Consider the following 13,332-nt stretch of genomic DNA (forward strand, 5'->3'; position numbering starts at 1 on the left):
AGCGCCCAAAAACGTCCTAAAGGCGTTGCCATTACCTCACTTCTATCCGGTATACACTGGTTTAAATCGGGTGCGCCTTGGATCTGGCTGACAGGTGGTGCAGTCAGCATTAGTTTACTTTCTGTGATGGGGTTATTGTTATTGATTGGTTGGAAAGGCTTGTCCTATTTTTGGCCAACACCTCTGTATCAATGGCAAACGCACGATGGGGATATTCTCGTCGGGCAGTTGTACGCACAAGAATATGTGCCGATGACACGTTTACAAGGTATTGACCTTCCTTCGACTGTTGACAAAGAAAGCGATGATTTGGTCTCTCGATACAGTATTAAAATAGCGAATCGAGAGCTTTATCCTGCGGATTTTGTATCCATCATTGACGTTAATATTAAAGAGCAATCTATGCCGCAAGGGTGGGCGGTTATTGAACGAACGCGTCACGGTGACTTCTTTGGTAAGCCCGTCGCTTATCAAAATGAATTTGGTGTCATTTCAAGTGATGTGTCTGAATTATTTGCGTATGGTTTTTCTAGAGTAGAAAGTCTGCGGGATCAGATTAGCTCGGTTATAGAGACGGAGTTTAAAGGCACCAGTCGAGCACTAGAACAGTTAAGACTTGATAAACGAAAGAGAGAGTTGAACGGGTCGCTAAGTGGCAGCTATCTCGAGAAATATAACACGCAAAAGAAACAACTTGATAAACGACTCGCGGTGGCGGATGCGCACTTAGCAGAATTACGTATTTTGCTAAACCAAGACAAACTTATCGTTGTCGATATGACTGGGCAGCAGACTGCGATACCACTGAGCCAAATATTGGATATGTGGTACCCAAATGATATGGCCAGTGCGGAAAAGGTCTCTCAGTGGGGCCAACAAGTTTGGAAGTTTTTATCGGAAAACCCGAGAGAGTCAAACTCAGAAGGTGGTGTATTTCCCGCCATATTTGGTACGGTTTTACTTGTTATAATCATGTCTGTTGTTGTTATGCCTCTTGGTGTTATTGCCGCGATTTACCTTCATGAATACGCAGCAAATAATGCCCTGACACGTGTTATTCGAGTGGCTGTTATTAATTTAGCGGGTGTGCCTTCAATTGTTTATGGGGTGTTCGGCTTAGGCTTTTTTGTTTACACCTTAGGCGGCTCAATTGATTCACTGCTTTATGCTGAACGTTTACCTGCGCCTACATTTGGAACGCCGGGCTTACTTTGGTCAGCGTTGACTCTGGCTGTTCTAACCTTACCTGTTGTGATTGTGTCGACGGAAGAGGGGCTAACGCGAATTCCAAGCTCTGTTAGACATGGATCATTAGCTCTTGGGGCGACACAGTTTGAAACCTTATGGCGAATAGTCTTACCAATGGCAAGCCCTGCAATTATTACTGGGCTAATTTTAGCGGTGGCGAGAGCGGCTGGCGAGGTAGCGCCACTCATGCTCGTCGGTGTGGTAAAGCTCGCTTCAAGTTTACCGGTAGATGCTGAATTTCCGTTTTTACATTTAGACAGAAAATTCATGCATCTGGGCTTTCATATTTATGATGTGGGTTTTCAAACCACGAACATCGAAGCGGCGCGACCACTTGTTTATGCCACGTCATTCTTATTGGTGACGGTGATCATTAGCTTAAACTTAACAGCCATTAGCATTCGCAATAATTTGCGCGAAAAATATCGTACTTTAGGGCAGGATTAATCATGTTTTCAGTTGATCAAGCGTTGGGCTATCAAGCGCCGCTAGATGTGAATAAGTTAACCGACGCACAGACAGCTATAGCCATTGAAGGGCTTAATCTGTTCTATAAAGAGACTCAAGCTCTCAGTGATATCTCGATGCGTATTCCTAAAGGACAGGTCACCGCCTTTATTGGTCCTTCTGGCTGTGGTAAGTCGACCTTGCTACGCTGCATAAACCGAATGAATGACTTAGTGGAAGGGTGCCGAGTTGAAGGGAAGGTAAAACTTCATAACAAAAATGTTTACCATCCTGACGTTGACGTAGCAACACTGCGTCGTCGTGTAGGTATGGTGTTTCAAAGACCGAATCCATTTCCTAAATCTATCTATGAAAATGTGGTTTATGGATTACGCCTTCAGGGGATAAAAAATAGTCGTTCACTGGATGATGCGGTAGAACAATCATTAAGGGCGGCCGCTTTATGGGATGAGGTGAAACATCGTCTACATGAGAATGCGTTTGGTTTATCGGGTGGACAACAACAGCGCCTTGTTATTGCCAGAGCGATTGCTATTGAGCCAGAAGTCTTACTGCTTGATGAGCCGACCTCGGCACTTGATCCAATATCCACGTTAACGATCGAAGAGCTTATCAATGACCTAAAAGACAAATATACGGTTGTCATTGTTACCCATAATATGCAGCAGGCAGCTCGAGTTAGTGATCACACCGCATTTATTCATATGGGGAAACTGATAGAGTACTCAGATACTGATTCAATTTTTACATCACCAAGAAAAACGCAAACAGAAGATTACATTACAGGCCGCTACGGCTAATTTTACATTAGTGATTACGCTGAATGAGTCGTTATTTAATGTTAGTCACAGCATCAAAAAGATTAGGAGAACACAACAAGAATGAACTTTGGTCGTCACATTTCAGGTCAATTTAATGTCGAACTAGAATCGATTCGAACTCACGTATTAACGATGGGAGGCTTAGTTGAGCAGCAACTTTCATTTGCAATGCAAGCTCTGCATAAAGACGATATCGAGTTGGCTAAGAAAGTGGTGAAAGACGATCATAAAGTGAACTCTATGGAAGTGTCGATAGATGAAGCGTGCACTCGTATTATTGCCAAGCGCCAGCCAACAGCGAAAGATCTACGCCTAATCATGGCGATCATTAAAACCATTACCGACTTAGAACGAATAGGTGATGTAGCGACAAGTATTGCGAAAGTGGCGATTGAAAACCCATCATCAAAAGAACAACCATTTCACGTATCGCTTGAACCTTTAAGTCGCCAAGCCATTGCGATGCTTCATCAAGTACTCGATGCTTTTGCACGTATGGATGTCAGTTCAGCAGCAGAAGTACATAAACTGGATGACAAGATTGATGAAGAGTACAACGCGGTCATTCGTCAGCTCGTTACCTATATGATGGATGAGCCGGATAATATTCCTAACATTTTGCAAGTAATGTGGTCAGCTCGAGCGATTGAGCGAGTTGGCGATCGTTGTCAAAATATTTGTGAGTACATTATTTACTTTGTGAAAGGAAAAGATGTTCGCCACTTGGGCGAACAGAGTCTTGATGACGCACTGCGTTAAACGTTTTCTACTTGTTAGTAAGTTTATAGGTTGAAGATGACACCTAAAGAGAATGACGGTTGAACGCCATAGGCAAAGTATGCATTCCCCATACCATATGTGTTGAAGTCAACACCACCACGTAACGCGATACTATTACTTGCTTGATACACATAAGCACCACCTAAACTTAAGCCATTAGACTTTCTATGTTGAGGGCCGTTCCACAAATCTCGAGTTCCAACGTATTGAGCGCCCCCTATCTCTACTTGAAACCCCATCCGACTGTCATGTCCGTACATTTTCTGCATGCCAATTCGATAGGACTTTGAAGAGTGATCATAAACAGTGTCGTCATAGGACATTTGGTTGTAACTGAGATAGAGCGCAGCCAATTTTCCAACGTCAGTAGCGCCAATTTGTAGCCCCGCTCCAAACAGATTACCTGCTTTTATTTCTGGTGATAGGTGTACTCCCATAGCTGCAGCTGTAAGTGGAGTGCTGAGTAAAGTAATAACAAGTAGTCTTTTCACAGTGTTGACCTATAGTTAAAAAGCGAGTTTTGCCCTCCCAGGATAGAGAAGGCGTTCTAGGTTATTTGATTCAGGTACTTAAGTAGAAAGTTTGTATTAGCCCTAGAATTGAAAGACGATACCAGTGGAAACCATAGCTGAGATGTTTTGACCAAAATCAGTTTTATTTCTATCAAGATAATTAAAATCAGCACCCGCTCTGAATCCGATGTTATCGTTGATGAAAACGACCCAAGAGGCAGAAATACTCGCACCAGTATCATCGGTATAGGTAGTATGGGTTCCCCAGATATTGTCTTTACTGCCTTCGTATTCAACGACCCCGGCTTCTAACTGCAAAGCCATCTTAGGTACTGATACAAACTGGTATTGACCACCTATACGGTAGGTTTTGAGGCGATCTTTGTAAGTTAAAAATTCAGCAGAAGTGTGGCTGTAAGAAACGTATATCGCATCTAACCCAAACGTGTCAGCGAGACCTATTTGAATACCACCACCTGAGATGCCGGAGCCCGTGTAAGGGCCAATTCTCATATCTGGGGAGATGTGAATGGTATTTGCAAAGGCACTGCTTGAGCAGAGGAGTGCTAAAGATATTAATAACTTTTTCATGGGTGTTTTCTCGTATGGGAAATTGGACTGCCATCCTTGGCAAGGCATCACTTTAGAATGAGTGGTGTTTAGAACTTGTAGCCGACCGTGATTGAGAACTGGTCGATAAACATGTCGTCACCAGCTTCTTTAAGATTGATAAAATCAAAGCGAAGATCTGAATAGAAGTGTTTGCCAAAGTAAGCTCGAGCGCCCATACCTAAGAAAAGGCTAGAGTCTTTCCAGTCTCCTTGGAAGAAAGAGTCTTCTTCTTTATAGCTTGCAAAGCCGATGACACCGTATGGTTTAATAATGAAGTCGGTAAGGTGAAAAGCGTATCCAATATCAGCATCGATTTTGAATGTTGTTGCATCGTATTCAGCAATATAACCGTAATCTCCGTTGTTCTTGTTGTAAGAGACATTTAGACCTACGATATTATTAAAATCGTAGCCATATTCTAGCTTTAAACCATTGGCATCATAGTCATAGTTAAGAAAGACATCTTCTGTCTGAGTCTTACTAAAACCTAAACCAACACGATGACCTTCTAAGGTATTGGCTAAAACTGGCGCTGAAATAAGGGATGCAACTAAAAGGGGGGTTAACGTAATTTTCATAATATGTACTCATTAGTATGATTGAAACCCTCAGTCCTTGAGTTACTTCCATTCGATGAGCAGAATAATATTAATATCGAACACTGTTTTCTAATTGTTTAAATAAAACACCGTAATAAGCTCTACTTATTACTCTGCTTTTATTAGATAAGATGCTTTATGAGTCTCCTGAAGGGAATAGCTTAGAGAATAGACTTCATGTTAACTTGCAAGTTTACGGTAGTTTCTTGAGTATCTCTTGTTGAATGATTGAGTGTAGCCATTGTACGAGTGCACTCTTTCTATTTCGCTTATGGAAATGGCTGTATACATCGAGTGAATAGGGTTTTCCTTCGAAAGTAGGGGTGATAGAACGCAACTTTGGATATTCGTGAGTAGGGAACAGATTAGAATGAGGCAAGAGCATATCTGTTTGTTGCGTAACTTCAATGACCGCAGAGACTAACTCGGAGCGAAATGCGACTTTAGCGTCCAGCCCGTAGTCATTTAATATTTTTGCAGAGAGTGTGAATTGATCGTTCCAGCCTCGGCTAATAACAGAAGCGTGTTCGTAGCCTGAGAAATCACTGACATCAGCAACTTCCTTTGTTATTGGGTGTTCTTGTCTGACTAGTACGCGCCCTTCAATTGAGGTTAGCTTTTCAGATATTATCTCTTTTGTGACGTTGATATCATAATGAACGCCAATAAGGACTTGCCCATTAATGATCTCTTCTTGAGTACTTTTAGACCAAGCATGGAGCTCAATTTCAATATTAGGCGCTAATCTTCTTATTTCAAGGAATAGCGGGGCTGAAATGTTAGCTAGGATAATCGGTGGAATCGCTATAGTGATTTTTTGGGTAATCTCTTTTGGGTCAAACTCATGTACTTGATTAATCGCACTTGAGAGGCCATCCAAATGTGGAGTAATAGAGTCTGTGAGCTCTTCTGCAAATGAGGTTGGTTGAAGACCACCGTGTACTTTTACAAACAGCTCGTCGTCAAAGTGATAGCGTAATTTTTGCAGTGCTTGGCTAATGGCTGGCTGAGAAATGTGGAGGCGTTCAGAGGCTTTTCTCATATTGAGATCTTGAGAGAGAACCAAAAAGGTACGCAGTAGATTCAGGTCTAGTTGATAGAAAAGATCTTTAGCCATAGGTTTGTTTAATTTCCATATTCAAAGCAATTACTTAATGAAGCAGCTACATTACCATTAATTCGAGGCTAGTTGCTCAGCAACACGTGAAACTTTAACAAAGTCGGTTACTGGAACAATAAAGTCATCGTTACTTCCCATTTTAGCCTGTTCCGCGACATAGGTCATATTGCTGTTGCGAGTAGATTTACCAGATAGGTGAACTTCCTTCACATTCGAACTGTTTAGAATTGTTTGGACGTTATCGGCATTAAGTCCTGCGCCTGCCATAATGCTCACTCGACCATTGGCTATGTTAACCATATCTTTGAGCACTGAAATGCCTTCTGCTGCAGTAGGCCCAAGCCCTGAAGTTAATACTCGTTCACAGCCTAACATACAGATCTGTTCTATCGCGGTTTTGTAGTCACGACATTGGTCGATAGCGCGGTGAAAGGTAATACCTAGGTTTAGTGAATGCGCTTTATCAGCCAGTTGTTTGGCTAAAGGCATATCTATATCGCCATCTGCTGTTAACACGCCAAAGACCACGCCTTGCAGGCCAACTAGGCTTGCAGCTTCAATATCAAGAAGCATAGATTCAATATCATCATTGTCGTATAGGAAGTCACCTTGACGGGGACGAATCATTGCGTACACGGGAATAGTTGAAATTTGTGCGGCCTTTTTCATAAAACCAAAGCTTGGGGTTAACCCGCCTAGTGCAAGGGAAGAGCAGAGTTCAATACGAGTTGCGCCTCCTTTAATAGCATTGTGCAGAGATTCTAAGTTATCGATACAGACTTCAATGTGATAGGTCATAATTTTACTCAAGTGACGTTCTAGCAGTGATTAAGAACTTATCCTAGCGAGAAGTAGGCTAGATTATTAGGGTAATTTTTAATGGTTTAACTTTCCGTATTCTAGACGTGATGTCCCCTACGATTAAAACGGAGTTGTAGAGCTTACTAACAAGCAGATAATAAAAAAACCCAGAGGCTATGTTATTAGTAGTCTCTGGGTTTTCTGTATTTGTGGTCTAGCGATAGAGAAGCTTAAGCTGCATCTTCTTCAGGTGCATCTTCTACAGCTTCAATCTTCTTTGCTTTTTTAGGTGCAGGTTTACGTTTCGCGCCTAAAGCAAATAGAACTTCTTCTTTGTTCTTCGCTAGGAAAAGAGCAAGCTCTTCTTGTTTGCCTTCATCTTCCAGCAGATCGCTTTTGCTAAGCAGTTCAAACATCTCATCTGCCATATCCAGCATTTTGTCATAAGCGTCAGCTTCGGCTTTAGAGGTAAAAGTCATTTTCTCTTCTCCGTTGCGTTCCACCACGTACTTAACGATTACAGCCATGGTTATTCCCCTAATTAATTTGAATCTATTACTGGCTGTTTATACAGCTTAGCTCGGTTTAAGTCTAGCGAGAGGAGGAAATCTGAGAGCTATGTGGCGGCTATTTATCCATTTGATGACAAAACTCAATAAAACGCTTGAGAAGTGGACTTCGGTATTTCTCTTTATGCACTAGTAACCAAAAGCGTCTTTTCATATCGAGAGCAAGGTGAAGCTCTTTAACTCGCCCATCGTTAAGTGCCGTTTCTGCCGCGAGGCGAGATAAACAAGCGAGCCCCAGCCCTGCCGACACGCTATTAATCAATGCTTCTGTAGTATTGAGCTCAAACGACTCTTGCCAATGTTCAATGCGAGGGGCAATCACTCGAAGAAAAAATTCTCTTGAGCCAGAACCGGCTTCACGCAGCAGCCATTGACTGTTTTCCAAGCAAGCAACAGGCGCATTGTTATCTTCTGCAAAAGGAAAATCAACAGGACAAATGACGCACATTTCATCTTGGCCAAATTGAGTTGAAATGAGCTCACTGTGTTGTGTTTTTCCTTCGATCAAAGCGATATCTAACTCATAGTCGACGAGCTTTTGGCAGATCAAGTTGGAATTGGAGATAAATAAGCTTTGCGATGTGTGCTCTGTCTGTTGGCGAAATAGACTAAGCAACTTTGGTGCGACATGATTACCGATAGTGTCACTGGCTCCAATTCGCAATTGACCTGAAAGAACCTGATCTTGGTGAAATAGCTCGTCAATATCTTGAACTCGATGCAGTAACTCATCCGCGAGAGGCTGTAACTTTAACCCTTCTTGGTTGATGATAAGTCGGTTATTGACTCGATCAAAGAGTGCATGCCCAATCTGCTTTTCTAATTCAGATAGCGCCATGCTGACTGCGGCTTTGGAAAGAAATAGAGCTTCTGAAGCCGACGTTAAGGTTTTGTGCTGAGTCACAGTGGTAAAGACTTTGAGCTGCTTGAGCGAGATATTAGAAGACATTTTCTATGTTTAGTTATTCTGAACGACTGTTCTAAATAATTAGATATATTCAAACAAAGTGCAAGTTTACAATCGTATTAAAAGTAAGTTGAGCTGAGTGAGGCAATGATGATTAGCCGAGTAAAAAGTAGAGTAACAGGTGCACCAACTCCGATGGCAGGGCTTGCATTAGGTATTGCAAGTTTAGGCTGGTGTTGGGAAAGCTTTATTGATTTGCGTGGTTACGGCCAGTGGAGTGGGGCTGTTGTTGCGGCTGTTTTACTTATTGTATTAGCGAGTAAGTTCTTGCTGCACAGACACTTATTGCGCGAAGACCTCGCTCACCCCGTTGTAGGAAGTGTTGTCCCTACGTTTGCTATGGGCGTTATGGTTGTTTCTAATTCACTTGGGCAGTTTTATCCCCTTGCGGGAGATGCTCTGTGGTTGATGGCGCTTTCGCTGCATATCGTGTTCCTTAGTCGATTTGTCTACCACCGTTCTCAAGAGTTTAGATTGCATCACATGGTGCCAAGTTGGTTCGTACCACCTGTGGGAATTATCGTTGCTGATGTTTCCTTCTCAGGGAACCCGATGCTAATACCCATAGCTAATAGTGTCTTGATGTTTGGCATGTTGGCTTATGCGTTTATGCTGCCTATTATGCTCTATCGATTCATGTTCACCCATGAGATTTCTGATGCAGCTAAGCCGACAATTGCCATTATGGCAGCGCCTGCCAGCCTTTCATTAGCGGGTTATCTTACCGTGCAATCGTCGCCATCGCCTGTAGTGATCGGGGTGTTGTTTGGTATCTCCATCTTGATGACACTGCTTATTTACGTCGCATTTTTTAAGTTGCTTCGATTACCATTCAGTTCTGGTTATGCCGCGTTTACATTTCCTACCGTGATTAGCGCGACGGCTCTGTTTAAATTGGCTTCCTGGATGAGTCATACTGGAATCGAAGCCAAATATGTCTCTCAAGTTCATTTTCTGGCTAGGTTTGAATTAATCATCGCAACGTTGGTGGTCGGTTATGTTGCTGCGCGTTACCTGCACTTTTATCAACCTCATAAAGGAATAATGAGCAATAGATAGCCTTTTAACGGTAGAGTCCGTTCAAAATTACCTACTGTGTTAAACAGTTATGCTAATCTGGGTTTATCAGCGGCAAGAATAGTATGAGCGTATTTTGTTTACCGTCTATCACTCCAATCAAATCGATATTCTCAAGTCTCTTTTAGTTGAACTTGTTCGTCAAAATCCATTAGAGAACCCCTTTGAAAAAGAGCAAATCTTAGTTCAAAGTCCGGGTATGTCTCAGTGGTTAAAAATGGAATTGGCCAAAGAGTTTGGCATTGCCGCTAATTTAGAATTCCCACTTCCAGCCACGTTTATTTGGGAGCTATTTACTCAAATACTGCCTGATGTGCCAAAGCGCAGTGCCTTCAATAAAGAAGCGATGACTTGGAAGTTGATGCATCTATTGCCATCCATGCTGACGCAAGATGAATTTCAACCGCTTGCTCGTTATTTAGATGACGATGATGACCACTCGAAACGCTATCAGCTGGTGGAGAAAATAGCCGATATTTTTGATGGCTATTTAGTGTATCGACCAGAATGGATTGCAAGCTGGGAAGCCGGCCATAGTGTCGCCGAATTAGAAGATGAACACCCTTGGCAGCCAATACTGTGGCAAGCGTTGTACGATTACACGCTAGAACTTGAGCAGTCACCTTTCCATCGTGCGAACCTGTATGAGGAATTCATTGATACGCTGGCTCACTACCAGGGCTCGTTTGAATATTTACCTAAGCGTTTGTTTGTCTTCGGTATATCGTCTCTTCCACCTCGTTATATGGATGCTTTGAAAGCGATTGGCGAGCATATTGATGTTCATTTGATGTTCACTAACCCTTGTCGTTATTACTGGGGAGATGTGCGAGACCAAAAGTACTTGTCACGACTTGCAGCTAAAAGTCGCCAACACGTTGAATGGCATGATGATCATTCTGAACAAGCAGGAGAAACTGAGCAGCTTAAAGGAACGGTTGAAGATAACGTTGTTGATGAGCTGCACACTGACGTGGTCGGTAATAATTTACTCGCGTCTCTGGGTAAGTTAGGACGAGATAACATGTTCTTGCTCTCTCAGCTCGAATCTCACGAAATTGAGGCGTTTGTTGATATTCCAAGAGATTCTCTTCTTCATAATCTGCAAGCTGACATATTAAATCTTGAAGAGCATCAAGATGATGAGTTGTTAGACTCAAGTCATCATAAGCAAGCGGTGGAGATGGGCGATCACTCTGTGAGTTTGCATGCTTGCCATAGTGCCATGCGTGAAGTGGAAGTGTTGTACGATCAACTGCTTGGAATGTTTGATGACGACGCTTCACTCAAGCCGCGTGACATTATTGTGATGGTGCCTGATATCAACGCTTACAGCCCCGCGATTCAGGCGGTATTTGGTAATGCTCCGGGTGACCGATACATCCCGTTTTCAATTTCAGATAGAACCGCGACGCAAGAGAGTCCGATCCTTGCTGCGTTTATGCAGTTAGTCGATCTTCCAAACACACGTTGCCTCGCCTCTGAACTTCTGGAGCTGCTAGAAACGCCTGCAATGATGGCGAAGTTTGGGTTAGATGATAATGAATTTGCTCAAGCGAAACGATGGATAGAAGAGACGGGCATTCGTTGGGGGCTTAATGGCTTAACGGCGAAAGAGTTTGAGCTGCCAGAAACATCGCAAAATACCTGGCAATTTGGTATCCAAAGAATGCTGCTTGGATATGCAATGTCCGACGATGCAGGTGTGTTTGAGATGGGCGTTGATTCATTAGGTCAGACACAAGCATTGGCTCCTTATAATGAAGTACAAGGGATGCAAGCGGAATTAGCGGGCAAACTGGCGCACTTTATTGACCTCATTAGCCTCTATCGCACTAAGCTTTCTCAGACTCAATCGATTGAGAATTGGCGGGAAACCTTAAACCAACTGCTGGATGATTTCTTTGAAGTCGAGCTTGAAGGCGAAGTTGCACTTAAGTCTATTCGAGACACATTGATCTCTCTAAAAGATCAATTAACAGAAGCGGACTATCAGCAGTCATTGGCACCGAGTGTGGTGAGCTTGTATCTGAATAACAAATTATCAGGAACACGGGTAAGCCAACGATTCTTAGCAGGACAAGTCAACTTCTGTACATTGATGCCTATGCGTTCTATTCCGTTTGATGTCGTCTGTTTGTTAGGAATGAACGATGGTGTTTACCCACCGAATGATATTACCGAAGGCTTTGACTACTTACAGAATCGCTTTAGGGCAGGTGACCGCTCTCGTCGTGAAGACAGCCGGTACATGTTCTTAGAGGCCATTCTCTCGGCAAATAAAAAGCTTTATGCCAGCTATGTCGGGCGTTCCATTCAAGACAATACCGCGCAAGTACCTTCGGTTTTGATTTCTGAGTTGATGGAATATTGCCAGCAGAATTACTGCTTAATCGGTGATGAAGCACGCTCATGTGATGAGTCTGGGGATCGATTGGTTGATTCCTTAATTAGCCAACATGCCATGGTGCCTTTTAGTCCTTCCGAGTTTTCCAGTGAATTTGGTAGTTATGCAAGAGAATGGTTGCCCGCGGTTAATCGATTAGGGTTAAAAAGCGGTGAGTTCGATAGTCAATTAGATGACTACCTCTTAGGCGCGGTGTATCCGTTAGATCTTGATGTTGTCGAGCTACAGCGATTTTGGCGATTGCCGGTACAGTACTTCTTTAATCGCCGATTAAAAGTGGTCTTTGAGCCGCCATTGCCTGTTATGGAAGACGATGAACCATTTGTTCTCAATGGGCTAGAAAGCTACCAAATGCGAGATGAATTGCTCGATAGCATGCTCAAGTCGCGACTGGCGGGCGACATGAATAGCAAAGCGATCATTGAGGCTTTCGTTGCTGAGCAGAGAGCGCAAGGAAAGTTACCTGTTGGATCATTTGGTGACATTGAATTTGAAACGAACCGAGCACAAGCGGAAGAGCTAGTCGAAACACTCGCGTTTATTTGCAGCAGCCCTCTGGATGATATTGATGTGAATATCAAACTGGACGTTTTGGGGGAGGGGAAAGAGGTCAACCTTACAGGTTGGTTAACTCAGCATTTCCAATCAGGTTTAGTTCGTTATCGCAGCGGAAAAATACGTGCTCAAGATTACTTGTCCGCTTGGATTGATCATTTGTTGTTGTCTGTTTCTGGCTATTCAAAGCCGACTCACATTGTGGGTTATGATCGTAAAGAGGGAGTCGTTCATGAGATCTACCCGCCGATTGACGACAGCCACTACGCTCGTGATCTACTGAATGAACTAGTGCGCTTGTATTACCAGGGAATGACATCGCCATTGTGTTACTTCCCCAAAACAGCTCTAGCCAGTGTCGAAGCTGGTTTTAGCCGTGGAAAGTGGGTCGATGATGAAGAGAAATCAATGAAGAAAATTGCGGCGACGTTTAACGATAGCTATATGGCTACAGGCGAAGGTGCAAATGTCTATATTTCACGTATCTGGCCACAATGGAATGATGAGTTAGCGGCAAACGTTCGCATGCTGTCTGCGCTAGTGATTCAAACACCACGATTAGCGGCTCAAAATGCGGCTGACGCAGAGTGATCTGTAGCGGTGACAAGGTGCCTAAATGCAGATGCAAGAGAGAAGAGTATGAGAAGTAAAATGGCCGCCAGTAAATCATTATTAGTGTAGGGCGTTCGCTGTGCGGCCATAGGTCAGAGGGACCATTATTTGGTTGGTAAGAAGTAAACGCATTGAGCACTTACTTAACCTGTGCGCGCATACTATCGGCTCACTTGATCCTATG

The 13,332-nt window shown here is 43.2% G+C and carries 12 protein-coding genes; 5 read left to right on the forward strand and 7 right to left on the reverse strand.

Features of this window, described 5'->3' with window-relative positions:
- Positions 1-30 precede the first annotated feature (30 nt).
- The 3 genes from pstA to phoU all read left to right on the forward strand — a co-directional run bounded on the left by pstA (position 31) and on the right by phoU (position 3,296).
- Positions 31-1,695, forward strand: a complete 1,665-nt coding sequence (gene pstA, locus KP803_RS04485; RefSeq protein ID WP_248007766.1) for a phosphate ABC transporter permease PstA — start codon at positions 31-33, stop codon at positions 1,693-1,695.
- A gap of 2 nt (positions 1,696-1,697) precedes the next feature.
- The gene (gene pstB, locus KP803_RS04490) at positions 1,698-2,516 is read left to right on the forward strand and encodes a phosphate ABC transporter ATP-binding protein PstB (RefSeq protein WP_248007635.1); all 819 of its coding nucleotides are present in this window, start codon (positions 1,698-1,700) and stop codon (positions 2,514-2,516) included.
- An 81-nt stretch (positions 2,517-2,597) separates the two neighbouring features.
- Positions 2,598-3,296, forward strand: coding sequence for a phosphate signaling complex protein PhoU (phoU, locus tag KP803_RS04495; protein ID WP_248007636.1), 699 nt, complete (start codon positions 2,598-2,600; stop codon positions 3,294-3,296).
- A gap of 23 nt (positions 3,297-3,319) precedes the next feature.
- Here the strand turns inward: phoU and KP803_RS04500 are convergent, their stop codons facing one another.
- From KP803_RS04500 to KP803_RS04530, 7 genes are all read right to left on the reverse strand, one after another.
- Entirely contained in the window at positions 3,320-3,808 is a 489-nt protein-coding gene (locus KP803_RS04500; RefSeq protein WP_248007637.1) for a hypothetical protein, read from the reverse strand.
- Positions 3,809-3,910: 102 nt separating this feature from the next.
- Positions 3,911-4,420 carry a hypothetical protein gene (locus KP803_RS04505; RefSeq protein WP_248007638.1) on the reverse strand — a complete coding sequence of 170 codons (510 nt, stop codon included), beginning with the start codon at positions 4,418-4,420 and terminating at the stop codon, positions 3,911-3,913.
- Positions 4,421-4,488: 68 nt separating this feature from the next.
- Positions 4,489-5,019, reverse strand: a complete 531-nt coding sequence (locus KP803_RS04510) for a porin family protein (RefSeq protein WP_248007639.1) — start codon at positions 5,017-5,019, stop codon at positions 4,489-4,491.
- A gap of 214 nt (positions 5,020-5,233) precedes the next feature.
- Positions 5,234-6,157, reverse strand: coding sequence for a LysR family transcriptional regulator (locus KP803_RS04515; protein ID WP_248007640.1), 924 nt, complete (start codon positions 6,155-6,157; stop codon positions 5,234-5,236).
- 57 nt (positions 6,158-6,214) lie between these two features.
- Positions 6,215-6,958 (reverse strand): copper homeostasis protein CutC, encoded by a 744-nt coding sequence (locus KP803_RS04520; protein ID WP_248007641.1) that lies wholly within the window; start codon positions 6,956-6,958, stop codon positions 6,215-6,217.
- A 233-nt stretch (positions 6,959-7,191) separates the two neighbouring features.
- Complete coding sequence (locus KP803_RS04525) at positions 7,192-7,488, reverse strand: YebG family protein (RefSeq protein ID WP_248007642.1); 297 nt, start codon at positions 7,486-7,488, stop codon at positions 7,192-7,194.
- A 100-nt stretch (positions 7,489-7,588) separates the two neighbouring features.
- Complete coding sequence (locus KP803_RS04530; RefSeq protein WP_248007643.1) at positions 7,589-8,479, reverse strand: LysR family transcriptional regulator; 891 nt, start codon at positions 8,477-8,479, stop codon at positions 7,589-7,591.
- 108 nt (positions 8,480-8,587) lie between these two features.
- Here KP803_RS04530 and KP803_RS04535 point away from each other — a divergent pair, with 108 nt between their 5' ends.
- Both KP803_RS04535 and recC read left to right on the forward strand, forming a co-directional pair.
- Positions 8,588-9,556 carry a TDT family transporter gene (locus tag KP803_RS04535; protein ID WP_248007767.1) on the forward strand — a complete coding sequence of 323 codons (969 nt, stop codon included), beginning with the start codon at positions 8,588-8,590 and terminating at the stop codon, positions 9,554-9,556.
- 94 nt (positions 9,557-9,650) lie between these two features.
- Positions 9,651-13,127 carry an exodeoxyribonuclease V subunit gamma gene (gene recC / locus KP803_RS04540; RefSeq protein ID WP_248007644.1) on the forward strand — a complete coding sequence of 1,159 codons (3,477 nt, stop codon included), beginning with the start codon at positions 9,651-9,653 and terminating at the stop codon, positions 13,125-13,127.
- Positions 13,128-13,332: the final 205 nt, after the last annotated feature.

This window comes from Vibrio amylolyticus (assembly GCF_023145695.1).
In the GTDB taxonomy this organism is placed as follows: Bacteria; Pseudomonadota; Gammaproteobacteria; order Enterobacterales; family Vibrionaceae; genus Vibrio; species Vibrio amylolyticus.

Bases quoted from the DNA above. Each gene is read 5' to 3' on its own strand.
- KP803_RS04525 (WP_248007642.1), bottom strand. From the start codon at position 7,488: ATGGCTGTAATCGTTAAGTACGTGGTGGAACGCAACGGAGAAGAGAAA.
- KP803_RS04520 (WP_248007641.1), bottom strand. From the start codon at position 6,958: ATGACCTATCACATTGAAGTCTGTATCGATAACTTAGAATCTCTGCAC.
- KP803_RS04515 (WP_248007640.1), bottom strand. From the start codon at position 6,157: ATGGCTAAAGATCTTTTCTATCAACTAGACCTGAATCTACTGCGTACC.
- pstB (WP_248007635.1), top strand. From the start codon at position 1,698: ATGTTTTCAGTTGATCAAGCGTTGGGCTATCAAGCGCCGCTAGATGTG.
- KP803_RS04505 (WP_248007638.1), bottom strand. From the start codon at position 4,420: ATGAAAAAGTTATTAATATCTTTAGCACTCCTCTGCTCAAGCAGTGCC.
- KP803_RS04530 (WP_248007643.1), bottom strand. From the start codon at position 8,479: ATGTCTTCTAATATCTCGCTCAAGCAGCTCAAAGTCTTTACCACTGTG.
- KP803_RS04510 (WP_248007639.1), bottom strand. From the start codon at position 5,019: ATGAAAATTACGTTAACCCCCCTTTTAGTTGCATCCCTTATTTCAGCG.
- phoU (WP_248007636.1), top strand. From the start codon at position 2,598: ATGAACTTTGGTCGTCACATTTCAGGTCAATTTAATGTCGAACTAGAA.
- KP803_RS04535 (WP_248007767.1), top strand. From the start codon at position 8,588: ATGATTAGCCGAGTAAAAAGTAGAGTAACAGGTGCACCAACTCCGATG.